General features: G+C 39.6%; 29 protein-coding genes and 1 pseudogene. 25 read left to right on the forward strand and 5 right to left on the reverse strand.

Annotated elements, in window-relative coordinates; genetic code table 11:
• Position 1 precedes the first annotated feature (1 nt).
• Positions 2 to 814, reverse strand: a complete 813-nt coding sequence (locus QM923_RS06975; protein WP_004250648.1) for a PTS mannose/fructose/sorbose transporter subunit IIC — start codon at positions 812 to 814, stop codon at positions 2 to 4.
• Between the two features lie 29 nt (positions 815 to 843).
• On the reverse strand, positions 844 to 1,833 hold the full coding sequence (locus QM923_RS06980; protein WP_414291356.1) for a PTS sugar transporter subunit IIB: 990 nt from the start codon (positions 1,831 to 1,833) through the stop codon (positions 844 to 846).
• A 321-nt stretch (positions 1,834 to 2,154) separates the two neighbouring features.
• On the opposite strand from QM923_RS06980, the gene QM923_RS06985 reads away from it, so the two are divergent.
• From QM923_RS06985 to QM923_RS07020, 8 genes are all read left to right on the forward strand, one after another.
• On the forward strand, positions 2,155 to 3,432 hold the full coding sequence (locus QM923_RS06985; RefSeq protein WP_414291357.1) for a gamma-glutamylcysteine synthetase: 1,278 nt from the start codon (positions 2,155 to 2,157) through the stop codon (positions 3,430 to 3,432).
• 74 nt (positions 3,433 to 3,506) lie between these two features.
• The gene (gene thrC / locus QM923_RS06990; protein ID WP_414291358.1) at positions 3,507 to 4,991 is read left to right on the forward strand and encodes a threonine synthase; all 1,485 of its coding nucleotides are present in this window, start codon (positions 3,507 to 3,509) and stop codon (positions 4,989 to 4,991) included.
• A gap of 60 nt (positions 4,992 to 5,051) precedes the next feature.
• Positions 5,052 to 6,332, forward strand: coding sequence for an MATE family efflux transporter (locus QM923_RS06995; protein WP_414291359.1), 1,281 nt, complete (start codon positions 5,052 to 5,054; stop codon positions 6,330 to 6,332).
• A 3-nt stretch (positions 6,333 to 6,335) separates the two neighbouring features.
• Positions 6,336 to 6,950 (forward strand): HAD family hydrolase, encoded by a 615-nt coding sequence (locus QM923_RS07000; RefSeq protein WP_414291360.1) that lies wholly within the window; start codon positions 6,336 to 6,338, stop codon positions 6,948 to 6,950.
• 166 nt (positions 6,951 to 7,116) lie between these two features.
• Entirely contained in the window at positions 7,117 to 8,250 is a 1,134-nt protein-coding gene (locus QM923_RS07005; protein WP_414291361.1) for a LysM peptidoglycan-binding domain-containing protein, read from the forward strand.
• Positions 8,251 to 8,399: 149 nt separating this feature from the next.
• Positions 8,400 to 9,263, forward strand: coding sequence for a DUF2262 domain-containing protein (locus tag QM923_RS07010; protein ID WP_414291362.1), 864 nt, complete (start codon positions 8,400 to 8,402; stop codon positions 9,261 to 9,263).
• A gap of 157 nt (positions 9,264 to 9,420) precedes the next feature.
• Positions 9,421 to 9,846 (forward strand): MarR family winged helix-turn-helix transcriptional regulator, encoded by a 426-nt coding sequence (locus QM923_RS07015; protein ID WP_414291363.1) that lies wholly within the window; start codon positions 9,421 to 9,423, stop codon positions 9,844 to 9,846.
• A gap of 10 nt (positions 9,847 to 9,856) precedes the next feature.
• Positions 9,857 to 10,219 (forward strand): DUF1304 domain-containing protein, encoded by a 363-nt coding sequence (locus tag QM923_RS07020; RefSeq protein WP_414291364.1) that lies wholly within the window; start codon positions 9,857 to 9,859, stop codon positions 10,217 to 10,219.
• Positions 10,220 to 10,266: 47 nt separating this feature from the next.
• On the opposite strand, the gene QM923_RS07025 is transcribed toward QM923_RS07020, so the two are convergent.
• Positions 10,267 to 11,124, reverse strand: coding sequence for a DUF975 family protein (locus QM923_RS07025; RefSeq protein ID WP_414291365.1), 858 nt, complete (start codon positions 11,122 to 11,124; stop codon positions 10,267 to 10,269).
• A 116-nt stretch (positions 11,125 to 11,240) separates the two neighbouring features.
• Here QM923_RS07025 and tgt point away from each other — a divergent pair, with 116 nt between their 5' ends.
• The 3 genes from tgt (at position 11,241) to QM923_RS07040 (ending at position 14,793) form a co-directional block, all read left to right on the forward strand.
• Entirely contained in the window at positions 11,241 to 12,383 is a 1,143-nt protein-coding gene (gene tgt, locus QM923_RS07030; RefSeq protein ID WP_004250663.1) for a tRNA guanosine(34) transglycosylase Tgt, read from the forward strand.
• A gap of 134 nt (positions 12,384 to 12,517) precedes the next feature.
• On the forward strand, positions 12,518 to 14,335 hold the full coding sequence (locus QM923_RS07035; protein ID WP_414291366.1) for an acyltransferase family protein: 1,818 nt from the start codon (positions 12,518 to 12,520) through the stop codon (positions 14,333 to 14,335).
• A gap of 116 nt (positions 14,336 to 14,451) precedes the next feature.
• Positions 14,452 to 14,793 carry a metal-sulfur cluster assembly factor gene (locus QM923_RS07040; protein WP_006155627.1) on the forward strand — a complete coding sequence of 114 codons (342 nt, stop codon included), beginning with the start codon at positions 14,452 to 14,454 and terminating at the stop codon, positions 14,791 to 14,793.
• Positions 14,794 to 14,851: 58 nt separating this feature from the next.
• On the opposite strand, the gene ilvD is transcribed toward QM923_RS07040, so the two are convergent.
• Positions 14,852 to 16,555: a dihydroxy-acid dehydratase gene (gene ilvD / locus QM923_RS07045; protein ID WP_414291367.1), complete on the reverse strand. Its 1,704-nt coding sequence runs from the start codon at positions 16,553 to 16,555 to the stop codon at positions 14,852 to 14,854.
• 216 nt (positions 16,556 to 16,771) lie between these two features.
• On the opposite strand from ilvD, the gene rpmF reads away from it, so the two are divergent.
• Both rpmF and rpmG read left to right on the forward strand, forming a co-directional pair.
• A complete protein-coding gene (rpmF, locus tag QM923_RS07050; RefSeq protein ID WP_000290417.1) occupies positions 16,772 to 16,954 on the forward strand; it encodes a 50S ribosomal protein L32 in 183 nt (60 codons plus the stop codon).
• Positions 16,955 to 16,969: 15 nt separating this feature from the next.
• The gene (gene rpmG, locus QM923_RS07055; protein WP_001265622.1) at positions 16,970 to 17,119 is read left to right on the forward strand and encodes a 50S ribosomal protein L33; all 150 of its coding nucleotides are present in this window, start codon (positions 16,970 to 16,972) and stop codon (positions 17,117 to 17,119) included.
• A 90-nt stretch (positions 17,120 to 17,209) separates the two neighbouring features.
• Here the strand turns inward: rpmG and QM923_RS07060 are convergent, their stop codons facing one another.
• Positions 17,210 to 17,383 carry a FanG protein gene (locus tag QM923_RS07060; RefSeq protein WP_414291368.1) on the reverse strand — a complete coding sequence of 58 codons (174 nt, stop codon included), beginning with the start codon at positions 17,381 to 17,383 and terminating at the stop codon, positions 17,210 to 17,212.
• Between the two features lie 28 nt (positions 17,384 to 17,411).
• Here QM923_RS07060 and QM923_RS07065 point away from each other — a divergent pair, with 28 nt between their 5' ends.
• From QM923_RS07065 to nrdI, 12 genes and pseudogenes are all read left to right on the forward strand, one after another.
• Positions 17,412 to 18,026, forward strand: a complete 615-nt coding sequence (locus tag QM923_RS07065) for a CadD family cadmium resistance transporter (RefSeq protein ID WP_414291369.1) — start codon at positions 17,412 to 17,414, stop codon at positions 18,024 to 18,026.
• A gap of 11 nt (positions 18,027 to 18,037) precedes the next feature.
• Positions 18,038 to 18,376: a Cd(II)/Zn(II)-sensing metalloregulatory transcriptional regulator CadX gene (gene cadX, locus QM923_RS07070; RefSeq protein ID WP_017285454.1), complete on the forward strand. Its 339-nt coding sequence runs from the start codon at positions 18,038 to 18,040 to the stop codon at positions 18,374 to 18,376.
• Between the two features lie 452 nt (positions 18,377 to 18,828).
• Positions 18,829 to 19,067 (forward strand): annotated as a pseudogene (locus QM923_RS07075) (GlsB/YeaQ/YmgE family stress response membrane protein).
• Between the two features lie 86 nt (positions 19,068 to 19,153).
• On the forward strand, positions 19,154 to 19,717 hold the full coding sequence (amaP, locus tag QM923_RS07080) for an alkaline shock response membrane anchor protein AmaP (protein WP_414291370.1): 564 nt from the start codon (positions 19,154 to 19,156) through the stop codon (positions 19,715 to 19,717).
• Positions 19,718 to 19,728: 11 nt separating this feature from the next.
• Positions 19,729 to 19,899, forward strand: coding sequence for a DUF2273 domain-containing protein (locus QM923_RS07085; protein WP_004250679.1), 171 nt, complete (start codon positions 19,729 to 19,731; stop codon positions 19,897 to 19,899).
• An 11-nt stretch (positions 19,900 to 19,910) separates the two neighbouring features.
• Positions 19,911 to 20,540: an Asp23/Gls24 family envelope stress response protein gene (locus QM923_RS07090; RefSeq protein WP_414291371.1), complete on the forward strand. Its 630-nt coding sequence runs from the start codon at positions 19,911 to 19,913 to the stop codon at positions 20,538 to 20,540.
• Between the two features lie 36 nt (positions 20,541 to 20,576).
• A complete protein-coding gene (locus QM923_RS07095; protein ID WP_004250682.1) occupies positions 20,577 to 20,783 on the forward strand; it encodes a CsbD family protein in 207 nt (68 codons plus the stop codon).
• A gap of 521 nt (positions 20,784 to 21,304) precedes the next feature.
• Complete coding sequence (locus tag QM923_RS07100; RefSeq protein ID WP_414291372.1) at positions 21,305 to 21,937, forward strand: YesL family protein; 633 nt, start codon at positions 21,305 to 21,307, stop codon at positions 21,935 to 21,937.
• A complete protein-coding gene (locus tag QM923_RS07105; protein ID WP_414291373.1) occupies positions 21,915 to 23,588 on the forward strand; it encodes a sensor histidine kinase in 1,674 nt (557 codons plus the stop codon). Before QM923_RS07100 ends, QM923_RS07105 begins: the two co-directional genes overlap by 23 nt.
• Positions 23,589 to 23,590: 2 nt before the next feature.
• Complete coding sequence (locus tag QM923_RS07110) at positions 23,591 to 24,877, forward strand: response regulator transcription factor (RefSeq protein WP_414291374.1); 1,287 nt, start codon at positions 23,591 to 23,593, stop codon at positions 24,875 to 24,877.
• Positions 24,878 to 24,938: 61 nt separating this feature from the next.
• Entirely contained in the window at positions 24,939 to 25,469 is a 531-nt protein-coding gene (locus QM923_RS07115) for an ABC transporter permease (protein ID WP_414291375.1), read from the forward strand.
• A gap of 75 nt (positions 25,470 to 25,544) precedes the next feature.
• Positions 25,545 to 26,012 carry a class Ib ribonucleoside-diphosphate reductase assembly flavoprotein NrdI gene (nrdI, locus tag QM923_RS07120; protein WP_006149350.1) on the forward strand — a complete coding sequence of 156 codons (468 nt, stop codon included), beginning with the start codon at positions 25,545 to 25,547 and terminating at the stop codon, positions 26,010 to 26,012.
• The last annotated feature ends 8 nt before the right edge of the window (positions 26,013 to 26,020 follow it).

Below are 26,020 nucleotides of genomic sequence, written 5' to 3' on the forward strand. Positions count from 1 at the left end.
TCTAGTAGTCTTCTAGGATATCACCGATTGGATCGTTAGAAGTTGCAGCTCCTCCGCCACCGTTTCCACCTTGTTTAGAAAGGTTGAGGTAGATGAAGGCAAGGGCAACACCGATGACACCAAGGGCAATCAAAGTCAATTGAGAAATTGCTGCAAGAGCAAAACCGATAGCGAAGAATGGCCATACTTCACGAGTAGCCATCATGTTGATAACCAAAGCGTAACCAACGGCAACGACCATGGCACCACCGACAGCCATACCACCGTTCAACCAGTCTGGCATCAATTTAAGAGCATCTTGAACAGCAGAAGCAGGGATAGCAATAAGGAAGGCTGCAGGAATCGCGATACGAAGACCTTGAAGAACAAGGGCAAAGTAGTGAGCGCGTTCAACAGCTGCAATGTTTCCTTCTTTAGCAGCAGCGTCAGCAGTGTGAACCAAACCAACTGAGATTGTACGAACAATCATAGTCAAGAAAAGTCCAGCTACGGCAAGAGGGATTGCAGTTGCAGTTGCGACTGCGATCCCTTCAGTAGTAAAGTTACCACCTTTAATCATGATGATTGCAGCAGCAACAGAAGCAAGAGCAGCGTCAGGAGCTACGGCAGCTCCGATGTTAGCCCAACCAAGGGCAATCATTTGAAGTGATCCACCAAGCATAACCCCAGCTTCGAGGTTACCAGTTACAAGCCCGATAAGGGTACATGCTACGATTGGTTGATGGAATTGGAATTGGTCGAGGATACCTTCAAGACCTGCGAAGAAGGCAACAACTACAACCAAGATAGCAGAAATGATTGAAATATCTGACATGGTTTTATTCCTTTTCTATTTAATGTAAATTATTGAACGTTAGCTTTGCTAATCAAGTCAAACAAATCTTTTTTCGTGTCGTTTGGTACTTTACGTACGTCAAATTCAACACCAAGGTCACGCATTTTTTCAAATGTAGCAACGTCTTCTTTGTCCATTGACAATACGTTGTTGACCATTGTTTTACCAGTTGAGTGAGCCATAGATCCTACGTTAAGAGTTTTGATTGGTACACCGCCTTCGATAGCACGGAGGGCATCTTGAGGTGTTTCAAACAAGATAAGGGCGTGTGTGTTACCAAAACGAGGGTCTTTTGCAACCTCAATCAATTTTTGGATTGGAACAACGTTAGCCTTCACTCCGTTTGGAGCTGCTTGTTTGATCAATTCTTTACGAAGGTCATCTTTAGCAACATTATCTGAAGCAACGATGATACGATCTGCTTTTGAATCTGGAGTCCAAGCAGTGGCAACCTGACCGTGAAGGAGACGTGTGTCAAGACGTGCAAGGTTGATTTTCAATTTACCGTCTCCGATAACAGTTCCTTCTGGAATAGCAGCTTGGGCAACTGGAGCAGCTGCAGCACTTGCAACTTCCTCAGCTGGATTGAGCTCTTCTGGAAGAGCCTTGATGCCATCCTTGGATTCTTTAATGATGTTTGCAGCAACTTTAGCCACTCCAGCATTAGCGTCCATCAGGCGTTCGGTGTAGGCTTGGATTAACATCGGCAAGTTAAGTCCTGTGATAATGGCAAATTTACGCTCAGGATTTTCTCCCATCACGCGACTAGCTTGGTTAAATGGAGACCCACTCCAAAGGTCAGCCAAGACTAGAACCTCATCTTCTGCGTCAAATGCAGCCACAGCATTATTGAACTTCGCGTATAAATCATCTGGACCTTCGTTTGGCATAAAGGTTACAACTTGAACCTTTTCTTGTTCACCAAAGATCATAGATCCTGACTGATGAATACCAGCGGCAAATTCACCGTGGCTCGCAATAATGATTCCGATACTCATTATTGTCATTCCTCCTTATAAAATGTTTGGCTCGTAGTTTAAGAAAACTTTAAGACTATTTAAGTATAAATCGTTTTCATAAAAAAATCAACTACTTATACTAAACTTTCAAAAATTTGTGAAAATGTTTACTTTTGAAACGTTGATATATCAATGTATTTAAATATAACATGAAAATAATAGTATAAAAATTAGTATAAAAGTTTTAAGTGTCTTATTAAAATTAGGAAAGACATTTTTCAAGACGCTTCTGATTCAGTTTTTGATATAATAGATAGTAATTTATTTTTCTGGTTAGAGAATTTAGAGTGAGAGGTGTTTATGTCCCCTTCAATCCAGTTATTAAAAGACCGCTATTTAAAAAATATCAAAAAAAATCCAGATCTCTACATCGGTATTGAGTTGGAGTTTCCTATCGTTCATACGAAAGGCCAACCTACAGATATTGAAGTCAGCAAGGATTTGTTGCGCTTTTTGGTGGATGCTCTCAGTCTGGAAGTTGAAAAGGTAGACCAGGAGGGCAATCCGATTCAACTTGTAGAACCGATGAGTCAAGATCGGATTCTGTTTGAGGTTTCTTACACGACCTTGGAATTTGCCTTTGGTAGGGCTCAGAATATCCAAGAGGCTGAAGGACGTTTTCAGGCCTATATGAAGGTAATCCAAGAAAAGCTAGGCGAAAAGGAACATGCTATCCAGGGTTGGGGGATTCACCCAAACTGGAATCAAAATGACAATAGACCTGTGGCTTATCCACGCTATCAGATGCTGATGGATTATCTGAGTATGGGGAGTCACCAAGAAAGTGCGCATTTACATGACTTTCCGCAATACGGAGCCTTCATCTGCGGGAGTCAAGTCCAGTTGGATGTTTCGACCGATAACTACCTACGTGTCATCAATGCTTTCACACAGATAGAGGCAGCCAAAGCTTACCTGTTTGCCAATTCTGAGTTTTCTGGAGCAGACTGGGGCACCCAGATTTCACGAGATATTTTTTGGGAAGAATCCATGCATGGGATCTATCCAGAGAATGTTGGTGTTAATACCAGACTCTTTAAAGATGAAGATGATTTCTTTGATTATTTAGACCATTCTGCGATTTTCACAGCAGAACGAGATGGAGAAACCTATTATTTTTCTCCGATTCAAGCTAGAGATTACCTAGCTACTGATGAGATTCATGCTTATACTATAAATGGGAAAGAGACTCTGTTTGCTCCTCTAGAAAAGGATTTCCAAGCGCACCGTAGCTACCAATTCCAAGATTTAACAACTCGAGGAACGGTCGAATTTCGTAGTGTTTGTACACAACCGCTAGACCGCACCTTTGCTTCGGCAGCCTTTCATCTAGGTTTGTTGGTCAATCTAGACAAGCTTGAAACTTACCTAGAAACAGCACCTTTCTTTGAGAGATTTGGTCGTGACTACAAGTCTTTGAGAAGACAGTTTTCTAAGAAGCAACTCACAGATGAAGAAACAGTTGGGATAGTACAGTTCTCCAAAGACTTGCTAGCGATAGCAGAGAAAGGACTTGAGATGAGAGGTCAGAGCGAAATGACTTATTTAGTGCCTTTGAAAGAAGAATTGGGCCTATAAATTTCTTATAAAGGAAGAATTTTCTGAAAAATCATGTTATAATGAGTAAGACTATAGATAAAGGATAGAGATTTATGACATTAGTTTATCAATCAACGCGTGATTCGAAAAACACAGTAACAGCCAGTCAGGCGATTTTGCAAGGTTTGGCAACAGATGGAGGCTTGTTCACTCCCGTTAGCTATCCAAAGGTGGACTTGGATTTTGACACATTAAAAGACGCTTCTTACCAAGAAGTAGCTAAGCTTGTCTTGTCAGCCTTCTTGGATGACTTTACAGCAGAAGAGTTGGACTACTGTATCACCAACGCCTATGACAGCAAGTTTGATACACCAGCTATTGCCCCTCTTGTCAAACTCGATGGCCAATACAACTTGGAACTTTTCCACGGTTCAACCATTGCCTTCAAGGATATGGCCTTGTCTATCTTGCCGTACTTTATGACAACAGCTGCCAAGAAGCACGGTTTGGAGAACAAGATTGTCATCTTGACAGCGACATCTGGAGATACTGGGAAGGCTGCCATGGCAGGATTCGCAGATGTACCAGGTACTGAAATTATCGTCTTTTATCCAAAAGACGGTGTCAGCAAGGTGCAAGAGTTACAAATGACTACTCAAACTGGGGACAATACTCATGTTATCGCTATTGATGGAAACTTTGATGATGCTCAGACAAACGTGAAACATATGTTCAATGATGCGGCTCTTCGTGAGAAATTGGCAGCCAACAAGCTCCAGTTCTCATCAGCTAACTCTATGAATATTGGTCGTTTGGTCCCACAGATTGTCTATTATGTTTATGCCTACGCTCAGCTTGTTAAAACTGGCGAAATTAAGGCTGGTGATAAGGTTAACTTCACCGTACCGACAGGAAACTTTGGCAATATCTTGGCTGCCTTTTACGCCAAACAAATCGGCCTACCAGTTGGCAAGCTGATCTGTGCTTCAAATGACAACAATGTCTTGACAGATTTCTTTAAAACTCGTGTTTATGACAAGAAGCGTGAGTTTAAGGTAACCACTAGCCCATCTATGGATATCTTAGTGTCTTCAAACTTGGAGCGCTTGATTTTCCATCTTTTGGGAAATGATGCGGTTAAGACATCTGAACTCATGAATGCTTTGAACACTCAAGGTCAGTATGAGTTGACTGATTTTGATACAGAGATTCTGGATCTCTTTGCAGCAGAGTATGCTACGGAAGCAGAAACAGCAGCAGAAATCAAGCGTGTTTATGAGGCAAATGCTTATATTGAAGACCCTCATACAGCAGTTGCTTCGGCCGTATATAAAAAATACCAAGCGGGGACAGGGGATGTGGCTAAGACCGTGATTGCTTCAACAGCTAGTCCATATAAATTCCCAGTAGTTGCAGTAGAAGCTGTAACAGGGAAATCAAGCTTGACCGACTTTGAAGCCTTGGCTCAGTTGCACGAAATTTCAGGAGTGGCAGTGCCACCAGCAGTTGATGGCCTCGAAACAGCTCCAGTTCGTCACAAGACAACTGTTGCAGCAGCAGATATGCAGGCAGCAGTAGAATCTTATTTAGGACTTTAAAAGAGAGGAAGTAAACTCGGTTGGGAAACTAACTGAGTTTCTTTTCATCAGGAGGAAGGATTGTTTAAGAAAAATAAGGATATTCTCAACATAGCTTTACCTGCCATGGGTGAAAATTTCTTGCAAATGCTCATGGGGATGGTAGATAGCTACTTGGTAGCTAATCTGGGGTTGATCGCCATTTCGGGTGTGTCTGTAGCTGGAAATATTATCACCATTTATCAGGCTATTTTTATTGCCTTAGGAGCAGCAATTTCTAGTGTGATATCAAAAAGTTTGGGACAGAAAGATCAGTCTAGACTAGCCTATCATGTGACAGAAGCTCTCAAGATTACCTTGCTATTGAGTTTAATTTTAGGTGGCTTGTCCATCTTTGCAGGTCAAGAGATGATTAGTCTTTTGGGTACTGAACAGGCTGTGGCTGAAAGTGGTGGCTTATACCTATCATTGGTGGGTGGATCAATTGTTCTCCTGGGCTTAATGACTAGTTTAGGGGCCTTGATTCGCGCTACCCACAATCCTCGACTGCCGCTTTATGTTAGTTTTTTATCCAATGCTTTAAATATTGTTTTTTCAAGTGTCGCCATTTTTATCCTTGATATGGGGATAGCTGGTGTAGCTTGGGGGACCATTCTATCTCGTTTGATCGGGGTTGTAATTTTGTGGTCACAATTAAAACTTCCATATATGAGACCGAAGTTTGGACTAGATAAAGACCTGCTGACTTTGGCTTTACCTGCAGCGGGAGAACGTCTCATGATGAGGGCAGGTGATGTAGTCATAATTGCCTTGGTTGTTTCCTTTGGGACGGAGGCAGTCGCGGGAAATGCTATCGGTGAAGTCTTGACTCAGTTCAACTACATGCCTGCTTTTGGTGTTGCAACAGCAACAGTCATGCAGGTAGCTCGAGCAGTAGGGGAGAATGATTGGGCAAGGGTGGACAGACTAAGTAAGCAAACTTTTTGGTTGTCTTTCTTTCTCATGTTGCCTTTAACACTTAGTATCTATGCTCTCGGGACACCACTAAGCTATCTCTACACCAGCGATCCTGTGGCTATCAAAGCCAGTGTTTTAGTGACTCTTTTTTCACTTTTAGGGACTCCTATGACAACGGGAACGGTCATTTATACAGCTGTCTGGCAAGGTTTGGGAAATGCCCGACTTCCCTTTTATGCGACAAGTATTGGAATGTGGTGCATCCGTATTGGGACTGGTTACCTGATGGGAATTGTTCTTGGATGGGGTTTGCCTGGTATTTGGGCAGGAACGCTTTTGGATAATGGTTTCCGTTGGATTTTCCTACGCTATCGTTACAAATCTTATATGACATTGAAAGGATAAAAAATGCAAGAAACGGCTTTTATTTGGGATTTAGACGGGACCTTATTGGACTCCTATGAAGCTATTTTGTCAGGAATTGAGGAGACCTATGCACAGTTTTCCATTCCTTTTGACAAGGAAAAAGTTCGAGCTTTTATCTTGAAATACTCTGTCCAGGATTTACTAGTGCAAGTGGTAGAAGAAAGAGGCTTGGATGTTGATAAGCTCAATCAAGTCCGTGCTCAGAGCTTGGCTGAAAAGAATGCCCAGGTCATCTTGATGCCGGGGGGGCGCGAGGTTTTAGCCTGGGCAAATCAGCAAGGAATTCAGCAATTTGTCTACACTCACAAAGGCGATAATGCCTTGACTATTTTACGAGATTTGGGCTTGGATGTTTATTTCACAGAAATTTTGACAAGCCAGAGCGGTTTTGCTCGTAAACCAAGTCCAGAAGCAGCGACCTACCTTATCAGCAAATACCATTTAAAACCAGAGCGCACCTTTTATATAGGGGACCGGACCTTAGATATTGATTTTGCTCAAAACAGTGGCATTCAGAGTATCAATTTCCTTGGAACTCCGGTGGATTGCAATCATCAGATTTCTTGTTTAGCGGATATTCCTTCTCTCTCTTTATGAAAGAGAATATGTCAACTTTGTGACAAAATTCATACGAACTATTTCAATTAATGTGCTTTGTTACAGAGACTAGACAGTTTTATTAAATAGCCCCCAAAGGGCTTTTTTTCTTTTTTCTTTATGTTATGATAGAAAGGTACTACATTTGAAAAGGAGTTTGAATAGTATGAAGAAACGAATTATTTTAGCATCAACAGTAGCTCTATCACTTGCCCCTACCTTGGCAACTCAAGCAGAAGAAATTGTATGGTCACCACGTACAGTTGAGCAAATTCAAAACGATGTTGCTAAAAGCGAAAATAAAACAAGTTACACAATTAAGTACGGAGATACCCTAAGCACGATTGCAGAGGCTTTGGGAGTAGACTTAAATGTCCTTGCAAATTTGAACAAAATCACAAATATTGATTTGATTTTCCCAGAAACTGTACTGACTACAACTGTGAACGAAAATGAAGAAGTAACAGAGGTTGAGGTTTATACACCTCAAGAAGTTGGTCCTGATGTAGCAAGTGCAACAGCAGATTTAACAACAAATCGAGTAACAGTAGATGAACAAACTGTTCAAGTCGAAGATTTGACACAACCAGTTGAAGAAACAACGACTACTGTTGAGGAGACAACTACAACAGAAGCAACAACTGAAGCTGTGGCACCTGTCGTTGAAGAAACAACTACGGTCGCTGAACCAACAACTACAGTTGAGGAAACAACTACGGTTGCTGAACCAACAACTACAGTTGAGGAAACAACTACGGTCGCAGAACCAACTACAACAGTTGAAGAAACAACGACTACTGTTGAGGAGACAACTACAACAGAAGCAACAACTGAGGCTGTAACAGAAGCTCAATCAGCTCCAGCAACTTACCAAGCTGAACCAAGTCAAGGTGCATCAGCAACTTATACAGCGCCAGCGGCTCCTGATTATGCAACTATTGCAGCTACAAAATCTGAAAATGCAGGTCTACAACCACAAACAGCTGCCTTCAAAGAGGAAGTTGCCAAGTTATACGGTATCACATCATTTAGTGGTTATCGTCCAGGAGATCCAGGTGACCACGGAAAAGGTCTAGCAATTGACTTCATGGTTCCAGTTAGCTCAGCTCTTGGCGACCAGGTTGCTGAGTATGCTATTCAGAATATGGCTAGCCGTGGAATCAACTACATCATCTGGAAACAACGTTTCTACGCACCATACGATAGCAAATACGGACCAGCCTACACTTGGAATCCAATGCCAGATCGTGGTAGCGTAACAGAAAACCACTATGACCACGTTCACGTATCAATGAATTAAGAATAATAAGAAGCTATACATTTAAAAGTGTAGCTTCTTTTTGTGTAAAATAGTATTGATAAGTGAAATAAAATATAAAGTATGTTAAAATGTAAGCGAATACAAAACCATACTAACGCTTTTAAGCATAGAGAGAAAGGATGAAGTGAATGACAAATCGATTAAAAACTCCATTTGAGAAAACAAGAGATGATTTTGAACAGGAATTTACTGGAGAAATTGTGGAACTCTTGATTTTTACCCTCCAAAATGTAACTGGGGCTGCTTCTTTAAAAGATGGTTGTAAAATACCGTCCGTTCATTTTAAAGCTAGTGTCAATGTTGAAACTCAGGACTTCTCTGAACGTGAGGGACGTTTGGAATGGGTTTTGACTCCTGAGGAATTTGAAGAAAAGAGATGGGGCTTTAGTTTTGAACCCTACAAAATTCAACATATCAAATGCCAAAAACGCCCCTTCATGGAGCTAGAGCCATATATGTCAGAAGTAGCTAATAACTGCTACCACTTGCTGGAATACCTAGATGACCAATCCTCAGACTCTAGGTTAGAGACCTTGATTGAAACCTATCAAAAACCGGTCATCATTCGAGACGATATTGGTGAATTCACCTTAAACAGAGCTTATTCTTGGTTTGAAGGCTTCATCACTTACGAGGGTGGTAAGATTCATACTATCTTTGCTGCGAGTGCAGATGAAAGTCTCCCTCCAAGTTCTTTTGATGATCTAAAGAAATTTATGAGAACTTTCCAAGTTCAAGATACTCGGATTAAAGACTATATTGTCAAAGAACTGTGGGAAACAGCTCAAGACTGGATAGATTCAGATGAAAATGATGTGGAGTTAACAGAAGAGTATTTTACCAACTCACTTTCCTTGAGTGAACTATCGATCAACGAAGATGGAGAATTGACCCTCTACTATGATGATCGTGAAGAAATTTTTGCAGGCCATGCCATCGAAGTTGTCATAGACAAAGATGGAGAAATCCTTCGAGCAGATTTGGTAGGTTAGTGCTGGATTTTATCTAGAATATAAAAAACATAGCCTTTTGGGATTGAAACCAAGAGGCTATGTTTTTGATTGAGCAAAATAGTTGCGTTTTTAATCTGCCTGTACTATACTTGACAAGTCAATAGTTGACAAATCAAATGTTAACAAGGGAATAGAAATGTCAGAAATCAATGAATTACTCTACCAGCTCCATTTAGTAGATCAGACGATTACTCAACTTTTTGAGAAACAATTGGGAATTAGTTTGACCCGCTATCAAATTCTGCAGTTTTTATTGCAAAAGTCACCCTGTAACCAAACTGCCGTTCAAGAGAAGTTACAGATTGACCAGGCAGCCTTGACCCGCCATTTTAAGGTTTTAGAGTCAGAGGGCTATGTCAGTCGTAAGCGTAATCCAATCAATCAGCGAGAAGTCTTAGTTGAATTAACCCAAGAAGCCAAGCAACAACTCTTGGTCAGTCCACCTAAACATCACTTGAATGTGAAGGAACAGATGGAGAGTATCCTGTCGCCTACTGAGCAGAAAGAACTGACAACCTTACTGGCAAAACTAGTCTCAGGTTTAGAAAAAATAGAATTTTAAGGAGAAAACGATGTCAATTATTACTACTGTTTTAGCAACACTTGTTGCCCTCGAACATTTTTATATCTTTTATTTGGAGAGTATGGCAACCCAATCGGACGCAACCAGCCGAGTCTTTAATATGGACAAAGAAGAGCTAGTACGACCATCTGTCACTTCACTGTTTAAAAACCAAGGGATTTATAATGCTTTGATTGGGGTGTTTCTTATCTATGGGATTTATTTCTCACATAGCTTAGAAATCGTAACAATCTTTGTTTTATTTGTCATAGGAGCAGCGACTTATGGTGCTTTAACAGCAGATAAAAAAAACATTCTAAAGCAAGGTGGTCCAGCGATCATAACTCTTTTGAGTATCCTCTTATTAAAATAAAAACAACCAGCACTTTCTATGAAGGTGCTGGTTTTTAATAACTGATCTTAAACTTTTCTCCGCTTGATTTCAAGCAGTCTTTGATAGAAGAAGATTTGGCTACTATAGATATAAGGGAAGATAGAGATACTTGCGATTCCAAAGCTAATCCAGATAAGGATATACCAAGGAAGTAGCTGTAAATCAAGGACAAAGCGTTGGAACTTATAGCCTTTCATGAGAAAGCGGCTGGTATGTAGCACACGGCTCGGTTTGGCAATTCCGATTGCAAGGGTGTCACATAAAAGTAGTTCAACTTGGGAATAGGCATAATATTGTGGCAGATAGATAATGGTTCCCAAAATCATTACTAGGACGCTACCAAAGAAATAGAGAGCGAAAGTCAGTAGGAAGTGTTCGATATCTGGATTTGTCACGTCGACAGATGGAAATTCGGGATGAAGTTCCACAAATTTACGAGCCATGGCACTGCTATAAAAGAGCAAGTAGACTCCAAAAAGATTAGGGATGCTCCATAAAAAGAGGTAGAAACGCTTGAGTAAGAGCGTTAGAAAAGTTTGGGTAAAGAAGCGGTTGTCAAGCAAGGACAGACTATCTTTAAAGGAAAGCTCTATCTCAGAAATTCTGTAAAGATTAATCGTGGTAAAGAGAGCACCAGCTAAGATGATGGAACTTGTAAATCCAACGGCTATCGGAAAGAGAGTAGACTGGATTGTAATCCCTAGAAAACTCAAGAAGGACTGTTCAAGAATGCCTTCATCAAGTAGGGATAAAGGTCTGATAAAGCTCGATAGAATCAAGAGAATACTTGGTAATAAAAAGACAAGCAGCAAGCGAGGGTGCTCGGCTTGAAATTGTCTAGCCTGCTCGCGAACTTCTTTTAAATTAATTTTTGGGTACTTCATTCTTTCATTATACCATAGTTCGTGACAGTTCCTGTTTTTTTTGATAGAATCATACAGTATGCCACTGGGCACAAAGTAAGAACTGGGACTGTCTTTCCCAGCTTCGGAGGTAAAAAATGTCAGATTCGCCAATCAAATATCGATTGATTAAAAAAGAAAAACACACAGGAGCTCGTTTGGGTGAGATAATCACACCCCATGGAACCTTCCCGACGCCTATGTTTATGCCAGTAGGGACTCAGGCAACGGTCAAGACTCAGTCGCCAGAAGAATTGAAAGAGATGGGTTCAGGGATTATCCTATCCAACACCTATCACTTGTGGCTTCGCCCTGGGGACGAACTCATTGCCCGTGCTGGAGGTCTTCACAAGTTCATGAATTGGGACCAACCAATCTTAACGGATAGCGGTGGCTTCCAAGTGTACTCTCTAGCGGATAGCCGTAATATTACAGAAGAAGGGGTAACCTTCAAGAACCACCTCAACGGTTCTAAGATGTTCCTTTCGCCTGAAAAGGCTATTTCTATCCAGAACAATCTAGGCTCAGACATCATGATGTCCTTTGACGAATGTCCCCAATTTTATCAACCTTATGATTATGTGAAAAAATCGATTGAACGTACCAGCCGTTGGGCAGAGCGTGGTTTAAAGGCTCACCGTCGTCCACATGATCAAGGTCTATTTGGGATTGTACAGGGGGCAGGATTTGAAGATCTTCGCCGTCAATCAGCTCATGACCTTGTTAGCATGGACTTCCCAGGCTACTCTATCGGAGGACTAGCAGTTGGAGAAACCCACGAAGAGATGAATGCAGTTTTGGACTTTACGACCCAACTGCTTCCTGAGAACAAACCTCGTTACTTGATGGGAGTAGGAGCGCCAGATAGCTTGATTGATGGTGTTATCCGTGGTGTCGATATGTTTGACTGTGTCTTGCCGACTCGTATCGCTCGTAACGGGACTTGTATGACCAGTCAAGGTCGCTTGGTTGTCAAGAACGCTCAGTTTGCGGAGGACTTTACACCACTTGATCCAGAGTGCGATTGCTACACATGTAAGAATTATACCCGTGCTTATCTACGCCATTTGCTTAAGGCAGATGAAACCTTTGGTATCCGCTTGACAAGTTACCATAATCTGTATTTCTTGCTCAATCTCATGAAGCAGGTTCGCCAGGCTATCATGGATGATAATCTTCTGGAATTTCGTGAACATTTTGTTGAAAAATATGGTTATAACAAGTCAGGGCGAAATTTCTAAATTTAGCTTGAAATCCACTAAAAATCCTAAGTTTTATCTTAGGATTTTTCTGTATTTTTTGATAAAATAAAGGTACTATGGAATGAAAGTTAGATGGCTTTTTTGTCAATCTAACGAATGGAGAATTAACTCGTATGCGTATTAAATGGTTTTCCTTGATTAGGATTACAGGTTTGCTTTTGGTACTCTTGTATCATTTCTTTCAGACGGCTTTTCCAGGAGGTTTCTTCGGGGTTGACGTCTTCTTTACTTTCTCAGGTTTTCTAATCACTTCACTTTTATTAGAAGAATTTGGACAAAAAGGGAAGATTGATATCTTAGGATTTTTTAGAAGACGTTTCTATCGAATTTTTCCACCGGTTGTTTTAATGATTCTTGTCATCATGCCATTCACCTTCTTGGTTCGTCAAGATTATGTGGCAGGAATTGGTGGGCAGATTGCCGGTGTTCTAGGATTTATGACTAACTTCTATGAAATGCTGACAGGAGGAAGTTATGAATCTCAGTTTATCCCTCACCTCTTTGTTCACAACTGGAGCTTAGCTGTTGAAGTTCATTATTATATCTTGTGGGGTTTGGCAGTCTGGTTCCTATCTAAGCGAGCGAAATCAAGCGAACAACTACGAGAGACAATCTTTCTACTTTCATCAGCTGCCTTTATCATCAGTTTCCTTTCTATGTTTATCGGTAGCTTTATTGTAATTTCTTACTCAACAGTATACTTTTCAAGTTTGACTCATGTTTATCCATTCTTCTTAGGTAGTGTGCTTGCTACCGTGATAGGAGTTCGTCATACGACGCCACTTCTTAAACGTTTGAATAAAACCTTGGATTTGAAGCAGACCTTACTAGTCTTTGGAGCTGGGCTCGGAGTCTTGCTTTTACTGACTTTCTTTGTGAAATTTACCTATCTCTTTGCCTATTTATTCGGCTTCTTGTTTGCAAGTTTAGCTGCGCTTCTGATGATTGTTGCAGCACGCGTCTTGCATGAGAAAACACCGACGATCAAAGAGCCAAAGATTATCAGCTTTTTAGCGGATACAAGCTATGCTGTCTATCTTTTCCACTGGCCGTTTTATATTATCTTTTCTCAATTGATGGGCAACCTGCTAGCAGTGATTTTAACCACCATCTTCTCTTATATCTTCGCAACCCTTTCTTTCTATGTCATCGAGCCTTTGATTGCAGGAAAGTCCAGCAAATTGTTGCGAATGGCAAAAGAAATTCCTCACATCAAACCAATCTTTGCTGGTAGTGTTGGAGTTCTTAGTTTGATTACCTTGGTTGTGATTCTGATAGCTCCACAAGTAGGGGCTTTTGAAACAGATTTGATGGTCAATGGTCTCCATCAAGCCCAAACCAATATCACTCGAACAAAAACAATGGCGGATCAAGCAGAAGCTAGTCGCTATAATTTATCTGATGGCGTATCGATCATTGGAGATTCGGTAACCTTGCGTGCTTCAGATGGACTGAAAGCAATCTTGCCAGATGCACAGATTGATGGTCAGGTCAGTCGAAATACTAAACAGGCAAATGAATTGATGCTGAATTACAGTCAGAATAAAGCCTTGCCTAAAATTGTAGTCATTGCGACGGGCGTTAATAATCCTGAAAATTATAAGGCTGATTTGGATTTACTGATAACAAATCTACCGAAGGGGCATCAGCTTGTCTTAGTTACTCCATATGAGGGAGACACAACGCAGGAAACACAACCTTATGTTGAGCAGTATGCAAGCTATGCGCGTGAACTGGCACAAAAATATCCATATATAGCACTAGCAGATTGGAACCAAGTGGCTAAAGATCATCCAGATATTTGGAAGGGAACAGACCAGGTTCACTTCGGTAGCGATACGACCAAGCAGGATGAAGGAGCAAAACTTTACGCAGAAACCATTAATGCTGCCGTTAAAGCTCTCGCAGACAAACCTGTCAAATCAAAATAATCACTAAAAAGTAGAGATTCTATCTCTACTTTTTGCTTTAAAGAGAATTGGAAAAAACTTGCCAAATTGTCAGAATTATGAGAAAATAGGAACAATCAAAAAATGGAGGGAATGCAATGAGAGAAGACATCAAGATTAATGACCGTGCTCTAGCATTGGAAGATCAAATCATTGAAGTACTCGAAAAAGTTTATGATACAGATGTAGAGCTAGATGTATACAATCTTGGATTGATTTATGAGATTCATTTAGATGAGGCTGGCCTTTGTACAGTTGTTATGACCTTCACTGATACTGCCTGTGACTGTGCAGAAAGTCTGCCAATCGAGATTGTGGCAGGTTTAAAACAAATTACTGGGATTGAGGATGTCAAGGTTGAGGTTACCTGGTCTCCAGCATGGAAGATTACACGCATCAGTCGTTATGGGCGTATAGCTCTAGGGCTACCTCCAAGATAGTCCTCTATTTTGAAACACAGAAAAAAAGCAAGCCAATTTGGCTTGCTTTTTGATTTGTTTATTTTTTACCTGACTTGTCCATATTCCAGAAATCTGTAACGGCACCACGTGATGCAGAAGATACGGTATGGGCATATTTACCGAGGACACCACGGCTATAAAGTGGTGGCAAGGTTGTTTCTGCCTTGCGTTTTTCAAGTTCTTCATCGGAAACGTCCATGGAAATTTCTTTTGTATCTTGGTCGACCGTAACGATATCTCCTGTACGGAGGTAGGCAATTGGTCCACCATCCTGAGCTTCAGGAGCAATATGTCCGACAACGAGACCATAAGTACCACCAGAGAAGCGTCCGTCTGTCAAGAGGGCAACCTTGTCTCCTTGGCCTTTACCAACAATCATTGATGAAAGTGACAGCATTTCAGGCATACCAGGACCACCCTTAGGTCCAACGAAACGAACAACGACTGCATCGCCATCAACAATTTCATCTGACAAGACAGCTTGGATAGCATCTTCTTCTGAGTCAAAGACCTTAGCTGGACCAACGTGACGACGAACCTTAACACCTGATACCTTGGCAACTGCACCGTCAGGAGCAAGATTACCGTTCAAGATGATAAGCGGACCGTCCGCACGTTTAGGATTTTCAAGTGGCATGATGACTTTTTGACCCGGTGTGAGGTCTGCAAAGTCAGCCAAGTTTTCAGCGACAGTCTTACCAGTACATGTGATGCGGTCTCCGTGAAGGAATCCATTTGCCAGCAAGTACTTCATAACCGCAGGCACACCACCAACTTCGTAAAGGTCTTGGAAGACATACTGACCAGAAGGTTTCAAGTCGGCCAAGTGAGGCACACGTTCTTGGATGGTATTAAAGTCCTCAAGTGACAAGTCAACATTAGCTGCGTGGGCAATGGCGAGCAAGTGAAGAGTAGCATTTGTAGAACCACCTAGAGCCATTGTCACTGTAATGGCATCTTCAAAAGCTTCACGAGTCAAGATATCAGAAGGTTTGAGACCAAGTTCAAGCATTTTGACAACTGCACGACCGGCTGCTTCGATGTCATCTTTCTTATCAGCTGATTCAGCTGGGTGAGATGAAGATCCTGGCAAACTCATACCTAAAACTTCGATAGCAGTAGCCATAGTATTGGCAGTATACATACCACCACAACCACCAGGGCCAGGGCAGGCATTACATTCCAGACGTTTGACGTCCTCAGCAGTCATATCGCCGTGATTCCATTTTCCGATTCCTTCAAATACAGAAACCAAGTCAATGTCTTTGCCATCCAGTTTTCCAGGGGCGATAGTACCACCGTAAGCGAAAATAGCTGGGATATCCATGTTGGCAATGGCAATCATGGAACCAGGCATGTTCTTGTCACAACCCCCGATAGCCACAAAGGCATCGACGTTATGACCACCCATAGCTGCTTCGATAGAGTCCGCGATGATATCACGAGACGTTAGGGAGAAGCGCATACCCGGTGTTCCCATGGCAATACCGTCGGCTACCGTAATGGTTCCAAACTGCACAGGCCAAGCACCAGCAGATTTAACACCTTCTTTAGCTAATTTCCCAAAGTCATGCAAGTGAATATTACACGGTGTGTTTTCCGCCCAAGTCGAAATGACCCCAACAATCGGTGTTTCAAAGTCCTTATCTGTCATACCAGTCGCACGAAGCATGGCACGGTTAGGTGATTTTACCATGCTGTCATAGATGCTGCTGCGGTGACGTTTATCTAATTCTGTCATTTGTTCCCTCCCATTTCAGTTTGTTCCATTATAGCACAATTTTCATATGAATAACAGAAGAAAATTTTTAAATTTTCAGACAATTCAGCAGTGTACGATAAAAAATACAACTTTTTTTGTCAAGTAACTTTACTTTACAAAAAAGTTTTGATATACTATTAAAGTTGATGAAAATCAAACCTAATTGAATTTATATCTTAAAAGGAGAAAAACGAAATGGCAGTACCTGCACGTCGCACTTCAAAAGCGAAGAAAAACAAACGTCGTACACACTACAAAGTAACAGCTCCATCTGTAAACTTTGACGAAACTACTGGAGATTACTCACGTTCACACCGTGTATCACTTAAAGGATACTACAAAGGACGTAAGATCGCTAAAGCTGCATCAGCTGAATAATAGAAGGGAGATACCATGCGCGTAAATATTACACTTGAACACAAAGAATCTGGTGAACGCTTGTACCTTACTTCTAAAAACAAACGTAACACTCCAGACCGTCTTCAATTGAAGAAATACTCACCAAAACTTCGCAAACACGTTGTGTTTACAGAAGTGAAGTAAGCATTCAATACGAATCAATACAGAAGAAAAACGCTTATTTTAAGCGTTTTTTCTTTTTTCCAATTTCAATACATTTCACTATATTTCAGTTCAATCTCTACCTTTTTCTCTACCTTTTTTAGATAAATATATCATCTGGATATTGAAGTTAAGCCCCGCTATCATTTCGATGGCAGGGCTTTTTAATGTTTGGTACACTACCTTCTTATCTATATTTTGATGGAGCTGAAGTTGACATCTACAAAGTTTAATGTTATAATACATTCAAAAATATATTTGAATGAGGTGCTTTATGGTTCAAAATGTTGTTACTTCAATAATCCTGTATTCTGGGACAGCCGTAGACTTACTTATTATCCTAATGTTATTTTTTGCCAAAAGAAAAAGCAGAAAAGACATTATTAACATCTATTTAGGACAATTTCTAGGCTCTGTTAGTCTAATATTGCTAAGTTTACTTTTTGCATTTGTCTTAAATTATATTCCTAGTAAAGAGATTTTAGGTTTGCTCGGTTTGATTCCAATTTTCCTAGGACTCAAAGTTTTGCTTTTAGGAGATTCTGATGGAGAAGCTATTGCAAAAGATGGTTTGCGCAAAGATGATAAAAACCTGATTTTTCTAGTCGCTATGATTACTTTTGCAAGTTGTGGTGCTGACAATATTGGTATTTTTGTCCCATATTTTATTACCTTAAATTTAGCGAATTTGATAGTGGCTTTACTTACTTTTCTAGTCATGATTTATCTCTTGGTTTTTTCTGCCCAAAAATTGGCACAAGTCCCTTCTGTTGGAGAAACTTTGGAAAAATATAGCAGATGGTTTATTGCCGTTGTTTATTTAGGATTGGGGATGTATATCCTGATTGAAAACAACAGCTTTGACATGCTAAGGAATGTGTTCGGCTAGGAGAAAAAATTATGAAAAAAGATAGTATCTGTCAAGTGGATGTTATAAATCAACAAAATGTTACAACCGCAACGAACTACCTTGAAAAGGAAAAAGTCCAAAAATCACTTCGCATTTTATCAAAATTTACCGATAATAAACAGATAAATATCATCTTTTATCTCCTTGCCGTCGAAGAACTCTGTGTCTGTGATATAGCCTGTTTACTAAATCTCAGTATGGCATCTACCTCCCACCATCTTCGTAAACTAGCCAATCAAAACATCTTGGATACTAGAAGAGAGGGGAAAATTATATATTATTTTATAAAAGATGAGGAAATCAGAGATTTTTTTAATCAACTAGGATAACAACTATTTTTACTACTCTACCATTCACTCTACCTTTTATTATGTAGCATTCTAAAAACATTGATGTACCAACGTTTCTAACAGCTAAAATAGAAATTATTTAATCTTTTCACAGAGGTTAAATAGTGGGTCATTACGTTTCAGTAGAAACGAAAAAACCTTGATTTAAGGCGATTCTTGAATTTTTAAATTTCAATGTATTGCAATAAAAATCAACCGAATGACTACATTTTTGACTACATTTTTTGTGAAATAAATTAGATGTTCGGATATATAGAAAACGCTCTAGTCATATTGTCTAGAGCGTTTTTGTGTTGTTTTAAAAAATAGACATTTTATTAAAGCATACAATTTGTGTGCTCTCTCATATTATGATATACTGAATGCAACCAAAAGATATTTTGTGAATACAAAAGACAGTTTTTTGGTTAAAAGAAGAAAGGAGGCTCGTTATGTTGTGGTCCATTATTGTTGGAGGCTTTATCGGTCTCGCTGCAGGAGCAATTACTAAAAAAGGTGGTTCAATGGGATCATAGCAAATATTTTTGCTGGTTTAATTGGTTCATCCGTCGGTCAATCGCTTTTTGGGACATGGGGACCTTCTCTAGCGGGAATGTCACTTATTCCATCGATTGCTGGTGCGGTGATTGTTGTCGCTGTAGTATCATTCTTTTTGGGTAAAAAAGGTTAACTTTTTACTCAATCATAAACTATAGATTTAAATTTTGTATTGACGGGTAAACCTATAGTTTAGTGCTTTAATTGAAAGGATTTTATATGTCAAAATCAAAGAAAATATTATTACTTATTTTCTGTATTCTAATCTTGACAATTTTCCTTCCTATTTTGATAGATTACCACCAGGTTAGTGATTTAGGGATTCAATTGACTAGCTGGCGACAGACATCATTTGAATATTATCTTGCTAGATATATCTTTTGGGGGCTTCTAGGCCTGTCTATCTTAGTTTTATTATGGATGTTAGTAATCCTGTTTTATCCTAGACAATATCTGGAAATAAAACTTGGAACTAAAGACGATAAATTAAAACTAAAAAATTCAGCTATTGAAGGGTTTGTTCGATGTTTATTGGATGAACACAAGATAGTCAAAAATCCCAAAATTCAGGTACATACTCGGAAAAAGAAATGTTTCGTTTATGTAGAAGGTACAGCTGTTCTTTCAGATAACATTGCTAACAAATTTGAAGTAGTTCAAAACGAAATCACTCAAGGATTGAAAGAATTCTTTGGTATTGATCGAGAGGTTAAACTGGAAGTTTCAGTGAAAGAATATGACCCTCAAAAAGCAGCTAAGAAAATTGTTAGTCGTGTAAAGTAAGGAAGTAAAAAATGGAATGGTTTAAAAAATATCAATACCCAATTCTATGTGGTGTAGTAGGTATTATTCTAGCCTGCTTCATCCTATCCTTCGGTTTCTTTAAAACATTGTTCGTTTTAATCTGTGGAGCCTTAGGAATTTGGTTGGGATACTATGTACAGAAGAATTATTTAAATAAATAAAGGAGTTTCATATGTCAAACGTAGAAAAAAATGTAAATGTAAATACTGAAAAAAAAGATGTTGTTGTTTCTAAAGATGTTCGCGGAGAATTAACTTACGAAAATAAAGTTATTCAAAAAATTATCGGTCTTTCACTAGAAAGAGTCCCAGGACTATTACATGTTGACGGCGGATTCTTCTCAAATCTTACAGAAAAACTTGTTAACACTAACGATGTAACACACGGTGTTAACGTTGAAGTTGGTAAAGAACAAGTAGCAGTTGACTTGAACGTTATCGTAGAGTACAGAAAAAACGTTCCAACTCTATACAAGGAAATCAAAGACGTTATCGTATCAGAAGTTGCGAAAATGACTGATCTAGAAGTAGTTGAAGTTAACGTTAATGTTGTTGATATTAAAACTAAAGAACAATATGAAGCAGACTCAGTTAGCCTTCAAGATCGTGTCACTGACGTGGCAGAATCAACAGGCGAGTTCGCGTCAGAACAATTTTCTAGAGTGAAATCTGGTATCGGTTCAGGTGTCGCAGCAGCACAAGAAAAACTTAGTGAAGGCGCTGAATTCGTTCAAGAAAAAGTTGGCCAAGGCGTTGACAATGTTAAAGACGCTGCAGCCAAAGCAGAACCACGTGTTCACTAATTACTAATTTAGAAAAAATAAAAGGAGGATATACTTATGTCTACAGAAGAAAAATTCAACCAAGCAGCAGGAGCTGTTAAAGAAGGCGTTGGTAAATTGGTAGGTGACAAAGGACTTGAAAGCGAAGGAGCTGCTGAAAAAGTTGCTTCTAAAGTGAAAGAAGTCGCTGAAGATGCAAAAGACGCAATTGAAGGCGCTGTTGAAGGTGTTAAAAACATCTTTAAAAAAGACGACGCTAAATAGTAAAATTTAGGTAATCTTGCTATTTTCCTTGAAAACACTCCCTAACTGGGGGTGTTTTTGTTATTCGTTTTTATCAATGCACGTTTTATAGAGAAAAAAGAATACAGGACAAACAAATTCCTGTATTCTTAAAATAACTTAGAGCAGCATTAACAAAACAGCGACTAATATGATTATAGTGCAAATTATTTTTCCGATTTTTTCATGTTGCTTGAACAATTTTTCAGAGAAAAGAGTCAATATAAGCGCAACACACATCAACACAGTGCTTAAAGTTTGAGTAGTCATGGTCCATACTCCTTTCGTTATTTTGTTGAACCAGTAAATAAGTTGAATAGTAATTATCTAATTTTCAAACATATCCATCTGCCTTGGGAAAGCCTTTGTTCTTTGATTATTAATCGGTATCTCTATCTATCTTTATTATAGTACAAACGTCATTATTAAACCAATAAATGTATTTATTTTTATTGCTCCTATTTTTGAGAGCGCTTGAAATATGTTATAATAAAACTAGATTAATGTATAGGAGGCAAACCGTGGGAAATTTCATTGAGCTAGTCTTTCATCGTTTCTTTTTGGGGATGATTGCGACGGCTTATTTTTGGTTATTGACACTAGCAGGAGGAGTGGTTTTTGGTATAGCACCCGCTAGTGCAACTCTCATGAGTTTATTTGCTGAAAACGGCTATTCTTACCGTGCTTATCGTTTCAAGGAAGCATGGGCTTTATTTAAGAGCAATTTTGTCAAAAGTAATCTCAGTTTCTACACCTTGATAGGGATTGACTTCATCTTGATTTATGGCTTGTATCTGATGATTCAGTTGCCAAACCAGACCATTATCCACTTGGCAGCAACATTTCTAAATATCTTTTTAGTAGCCTTGGTATTTTTGGCCTATACGGTATCTTTAAAGTTACAGGTTTACTTTGAATTGTCCTATAAAAACACCTTAAAACTTGCCTTTATCGGAATTTTTATGAGTTTATCAGCAGTGGCCAAGGTTCTCCTTGGTAGCGTCTTGTTAGCCATTATTGGCTTCTATATGCCAGCCCTCATTGCTTTTGTAGGTATTGGGATGTGGCACTTCTTTATTAGTGATTTATTGGAGCCTGTTTATGAAAGTATTCATGAAAAATTGGCAACCAAATAAGACCAAACAATTCCGCCTCCACTCACTCCTAAGGATCTATAGTCTGGTGATGATTATCATCATTTCCTGCTTTGCTCTCTTGATTTCTTATGCAGACTGGGATATGCGTGAAAGGGAAGCCGATCGTGTCGGTCAGCGTGTTCTCGCTCGAACAGTTGATGAAGTTGAATACTACTATCGGGAGTCAACTCGCCTAGCCCAGAGTTTAGTGGATAATCAAGCTCGGATTGAAGGAATTTACAAGTATTTTAGCCTCAGTACGCCGGATTATTTTTACTGGCAGTTAGAACGCAAGGCATCACCCTATATTTCCGTTTCTATTTATGAAAATATCGATGATATTTACGTGCGAAACGATTTTGTGACAGGTGTTTCGATTGTTCTACAGGATTCAACGGATGTATTTGTTTCCAAAAGAGGAAACAGAGGTGGACAGAAAATTCCAGCTGAGAACTTTAAACCAGACGCTAATAGTTTCGCTGTTCCAGTGTCAGATCCCATCTCGGACCAGGCTCTTGGAGTCATTTATATTTCTGTAGAACCAGAAGTCCTCTATAAAGCGATTGACAACACTAGGGGAACAATTCCTGTAGCAGTAACTGTCATTGCACCATATGAAACAGATATGTTCTATATTGGAGCGAAGGGAACGAATGAGTCTTGGTTGGTAGGAACAACTGCCCATGGTTATCAAGTTCGAGTAGCTGTACCAAAGGATTATGTTTGGAGTGGGACTTTAGCGAGTTCGGCACTTATTTTAGGTTTGAGCGCCCTCTTTATCATCATTTTATATATGACCTTAAGAAGGACTTTTTCTGACTATCAAAGTCAGGTTGTGGACTTGGTGGACTCTATCCAAGCCATTACTAAGGGAGAGCAGACCAAGAGAATCAACACAGATAAAAAGGACCAGGAACTGCTACTAATTGCTGAGTCGACAAATGATATGTTGGATCGACTAGAAAGTAATATTCACGATATTTATCAACTGGAACTCAATCAAAAAGATGCCAACATGCGAGCCTTACAAGCTCAAATTAATCCGCATTTCATGTACAATACTCTGGAATTTTTGCGGATGTATGCAGTGATGGAGAACCAAAATGAGCTAGCGGATATCATCTATGAGTTCAGTAGTCTCCTGCGCAATAATATCTCTGACGAGCGAGAAACGACCCTCAAACAAGAAGTGGAGTTTTGTCGGAAGTACAGTTTTCTCTGTATGGTTCGCTATCCGAAATCCATTGCCTACGGATTTAAGATTGACCCTGAATTGGAAGAAATGCGTATTCCAAAGTTCACCCTCCAACCGTTAGTGGAAAATTATTTTGCCCATGGAGTTGATCACAGAAGAACAGATAATGTTATCAGTATCAAGGCTTTGAAAAAAGATGGCTATGTCGAAATCTTAGTAACCGATAATGGCCGTGGGATGTCTGCTGACAAACTAGCAGAAATTCAAGCTAAACTGGCTCAAAGAACCTTTGAACACACAGCAGATTATAAGGGGCAACGACAGTCTATTGGGATTGTTAATACCCACGAACGCTTTGTGCTCTACTTTGGAGACCGCTATAACATCAATGTAGAATCAGCTGAACAAAAAGGTGTTCAATATAGAATCACCATTCAGGATGAAGAGAAAGGATAAACATGTATAAAGTACTATTAGTTGACGATGAGTACATGATTACAGAAGGACTTAAGCGTTTGATCCCTTTTGAAAAATGGGATATGGAAGTCGTCGCAACAGCCAATCATGCTGACGACGCTTTGGACTATGTTCGAGAACATCCCGTAGATATCGTCATTTCTGATGTCAACATGCCTGGCAAGACAGGACTTGAAATGATTGGGGAAATGAAGGAACTCTTGCCAGAGGCTTACTATATCCTTCTTTCCGGCTATCAAGAATTTGACTATGTCAAGAAAGCTATGAACCTCAATGTTGTAGATTATCTTGTCAAACCAGTTGATAAGGTTGAACTGGAGCATTTACTTGAGAAAATCCTTGGTCAGCTTCGTGAGAAAGTGAATGAACCAGAAATGTTGAGCCAAAAGATAGACGACGAAGCATTTAAAGCGCACCTGTCTCAAAAAGAAAACTGGTGGATTGGACTCTCCCAAGAGAAACAAGGGGATTTTGTCATTCCTTACTATGTTTTAGGTCAGGACTGGCAGATTGTGATTGCAGCCCAGAAATTCGATGGTTTACTCGTCATGCCTTTTGAGTTACCTTATCAGGCTAACTTTGAAAAATGGAAATTTGATGTTGAAAAAGCACTCTTCTATGGAACTGTAAACCTCGATCAATCTGAAAGTCTCTTTTCTTATTATGAACCCATCTATCGAGTTATTATCCAAGGAAATCTTCAGCAGATTATCGAGGAGTTGAACCTGCTTGAGAATATTGTGTTGGAAAACACACCGAGAGTGTCCATTACCAAGCAACTCTTTACTCAGTTTGTGATGGATGTCTTCCACCTCTTTGAGCATCTGAAAGCAGATGATATGACAGATATTGTCAAAAGAATACATGCCATTACAAACTTTGAAGATTTAGTAGCTTATACCAAGGAAACCTTGACGTCCTTCTTTGGTCAATATCGTATGAATGAAAATGTCGTCAGTGTACTTGAAGTTATTGGTAGAGACTATAAAAAAGAACTTTCTCTCAAGGATATCAGCAAGGATCTCTTTATCAATCCTGTGTATTTAGGTCAGTTAATCAAGAAGGAAACCAATTCAACCTTTGCTGAGCTTCTCAATAAGCAACGCATCAAGGCAGCCCAGCAACTCTTGCTATCAACCAATGATAGTATTGAGGACATTTGCTATACGGTTGGTTATAGTAATGTAGGGTATTTCTACAAGGTCTTTCGAAAACTATGTGGAAAGTCTCCGAAGGCCTACCGCAAGCAGATTGAAGTCACCCTCTAACTTTTGTTATCCATCTTAAAATATGCTATAATAAATTCAAAAATATGAGGAGGTTACTTTTATGAAAAAGAAACCAATCTATCTATGGGTTTTATTGGTCTTATCAGCGATTAATTCAGCCTTGGCAATAGTCGGAATATTCACTCCAGTACCTAGCAAGGACGCCCTTCGTGCTAGCCAAGGAAATGTTGGGACACTTAGTGCTCAACAAATAGAAGATGCTGTTAACTATGCCCACCAAGTGTCAGAGTCATCTCACTCTATTTTTAACATGATACTCATTATTCTATCTGCTATCCTAGTTGTAGTAGCCTTTGTTTTCTTAATTCGTAAGAACCTGCAGTTGGCGAACTACACTTATGTTGGATATGCCTTGCTAGCTATTGTTGGACTAGTCCATGACAATATGAATTTACAAGATGCTATGCAATTGATTAAAGATGACACCCTACGTTTAGGAATGGAAGTCATGTCAAAAGTAACCACTATCATATTCATCGTCATCAATGTTATCTTTTTGGGAATCGTCTTCTATAAAATATGGCGTCAGCAAAAAGAATTAACAGAATCTCAAGAGGAAGAACTCGCCTAAGAGTTGACAAAGGATAACTATCAAGATACAATCTTGGTAGTTATTTTTTTGGACTCGAGAAAGAGGGAGGAAAAGATGAAAAAAATTTCCTTAGTTTATATCAGTCTAAGCGGCAACACGGAGAGTTTTGTAACACGTTTGAAAGCTTATTTGTTGGAGCAGTATGAGAACATTGAAGTAGAAAAAATTCATATTAAAGACTTGGTCAAGGAAGGAGAAGACTTCTTTGAGATGACCAACCCGTATGTGGCTTTTCTACCGACTTACCTCGAAGGTGGCAATGGGGTTGACAATGGAGATGTGGAAATCTTGACCACTCCAGTAGGTGACTTTATCGCATATGGTGATAATGCTAGCAAGTGTTTTGGTGTCGTAGGATCGGGTAACCGTAATTTCAATAACCAATACTGTTTGACCGCCAAGCAATACAGCCAGCGCTTTGGCTTTCCAGTCCTAGCCGACTTTGAGATGCGTGGTATGCTAGGAGATATCAAAAAGGTTGCTGGGATTATTGCAGAGCTTTATGAACTTGAATCCTTGTAAGAGGATAG

This window comes from Streptococcus infantis (assembly GCF_047463275.1).
GTDB classification, from domain to species: Bacteria; Bacillota; Bacilli; order Lactobacillales; family Streptococcaceae; genus Streptococcus; species Streptococcus infantis_AF.

What these genes read in the sequence shown, in the direction of transcription:
- QM923_RS06975 (WP_004250648.1), bottom strand. Translation starts at nt 814, where the DNA reads ATGTCAGATATTTCAATCATTTCTGCTATCTTGGTTGTAGTTGTTGCC.
- QM923_RS06980 (WP_414291356.1), bottom strand. Translation starts at nt 1,833, where the DNA reads ATGAGTATCGGAATCATTATTGCGAGCCACGGTGAATTTGCCGCTGGT.
- QM923_RS06985 (WP_414291357.1), top strand. Translation starts at nt 2,155, where the DNA reads ATGTCCCCTTCAATCCAGTTATTAAAAGACCGCTATTTAAAAAATATC.
- thrC (WP_414291358.1), top strand. Translation starts at nt 3,507, where the DNA reads ATGACATTAGTTTATCAATCAACGCGTGATTCGAAAAACACAGTAACA.
- QM923_RS07000 (WP_414291360.1), top strand. Translation starts at nt 6,336, where the DNA reads ATGCAAGAAACGGCTTTTATTTGGGATTTAGACGGGACCTTATTGGAC.
- QM923_RS07005 (WP_414291361.1), top strand. Translation starts at nt 7,117, where the DNA reads ATGAAGAAACGAATTATTTTAGCATCAACAGTAGCTCTATCACTTGCC.
- QM923_RS07010 (WP_414291362.1), top strand. Translation starts at nt 8,400, where the DNA reads ATGACAAATCGATTAAAAACTCCATTTGAGAAAACAAGAGATGATTTT.
- QM923_RS07015 (WP_414291363.1), top strand. Translation starts at nt 9,421, where the DNA reads ATGTCAGAAATCAATGAATTACTCTACCAGCTCCATTTAGTAGATCAG.
- QM923_RS07020 (WP_414291364.1), top strand. Translation starts at nt 9,857, where the DNA reads ATGTCAATTATTACTACTGTTTTAGCAACACTTGTTGCCCTCGAACAT.
- QM923_RS07025 (WP_414291365.1), bottom strand. Translation starts at nt 11,124, where the DNA reads ATGAAGTACCCAAAAATTAATTTAAAAGAAGTTCGCGAGCAGGCTAGA.
- tgt (WP_004250663.1), top strand. Translation starts at nt 11,241, where the DNA reads ATGTCAGATTCGCCAATCAAATATCGATTGATTAAAAAAGAAAAACAC.
- QM923_RS07035 (WP_414291366.1), top strand. Translation starts at nt 12,518, where the DNA reads ATGCGTATTAAATGGTTTTCCTTGATTAGGATTACAGGTTTGCTTTTG.
- QM923_RS07040 (WP_006155627.1), top strand. Translation starts at nt 14,452, where the DNA reads ATGAGAGAAGACATCAAGATTAATGACCGTGCTCTAGCATTGGAAGAT.
- ilvD (WP_414291367.1), bottom strand. Translation starts at nt 16,555, where the DNA reads ATGACAGAATTAGATAAACGTCACCGCAGCAGCATCTATGACAGCATG.
- rpmF (WP_000290417.1), top strand. Translation starts at nt 16,772, where the DNA reads ATGGCAGTACCTGCACGTCGCACTTCAAAAGCGAAGAAAAACAAACGT.
- rpmG (WP_001265622.1), top strand. Translation starts at nt 16,970, where the DNA reads ATGCGCGTAAATATTACACTTGAACACAAAGAATCTGGTGAACGCTTG.
- QM923_RS07060 (WP_414291368.1), bottom strand. Translation starts at nt 17,383, where the DNA reads ATGTATTATAACATTAAACTTTGTAGATGTCAACTTCAGCTCCATCAA.
- QM923_RS07065 (WP_414291369.1), top strand. Translation starts at nt 17,412, where the DNA reads ATGGTTCAAAATGTTGTTACTTCAATAATCCTGTATTCTGGGACAGCC.
- cadX (WP_017285454.1), top strand. Translation starts at nt 18,038, where the DNA reads ATGAAAAAAGATAGTATCTGTCAAGTGGATGTTATAAATCAACAAAAT.
- amaP (WP_414291370.1), top strand. Translation starts at nt 19,154, where the DNA reads ATGTCAAAATCAAAGAAAATATTATTACTTATTTTCTGTATTCTAATC.
- QM923_RS07085 (WP_004250679.1), top strand. Translation starts at nt 19,729, where the DNA reads ATGGAATGGTTTAAAAAATATCAATACCCAATTCTATGTGGTGTAGTA.
- QM923_RS07090 (WP_414291371.1), top strand. Translation starts at nt 19,911, where the DNA reads ATGTCAAACGTAGAAAAAAATGTAAATGTAAATACTGAAAAAAAAGAT.
- QM923_RS07095 (WP_004250682.1), top strand. Translation starts at nt 20,577, where the DNA reads ATGTCTACAGAAGAAAAATTCAACCAAGCAGCAGGAGCTGTTAAAGAA.
- QM923_RS07100 (WP_414291372.1), top strand. Translation starts at nt 21,305, where the DNA reads ATGTATAGGAGGCAAACCGTGGGAAATTTCATTGAGCTAGTCTTTCAT.
- QM923_RS07105 (WP_414291373.1), top strand. Translation starts at nt 21,915, where the DNA reads ATGAAAAATTGGCAACCAAATAAGACCAAACAATTCCGCCTCCACTCA.
- QM923_RS07110 (WP_414291374.1), top strand. Translation starts at nt 23,591, where the DNA reads ATGTATAAAGTACTATTAGTTGACGATGAGTACATGATTACAGAAGGA.
- QM923_RS07115 (WP_414291375.1), top strand. Translation starts at nt 24,939, where the DNA reads ATGAAAAAGAAACCAATCTATCTATGGGTTTTATTGGTCTTATCAGCG.
- nrdI (WP_006149350.1), top strand. Translation starts at nt 25,545, where the DNA reads ATGAAAAAAATTTCCTTAGTTTATATCAGTCTAAGCGGCAACACGGAG.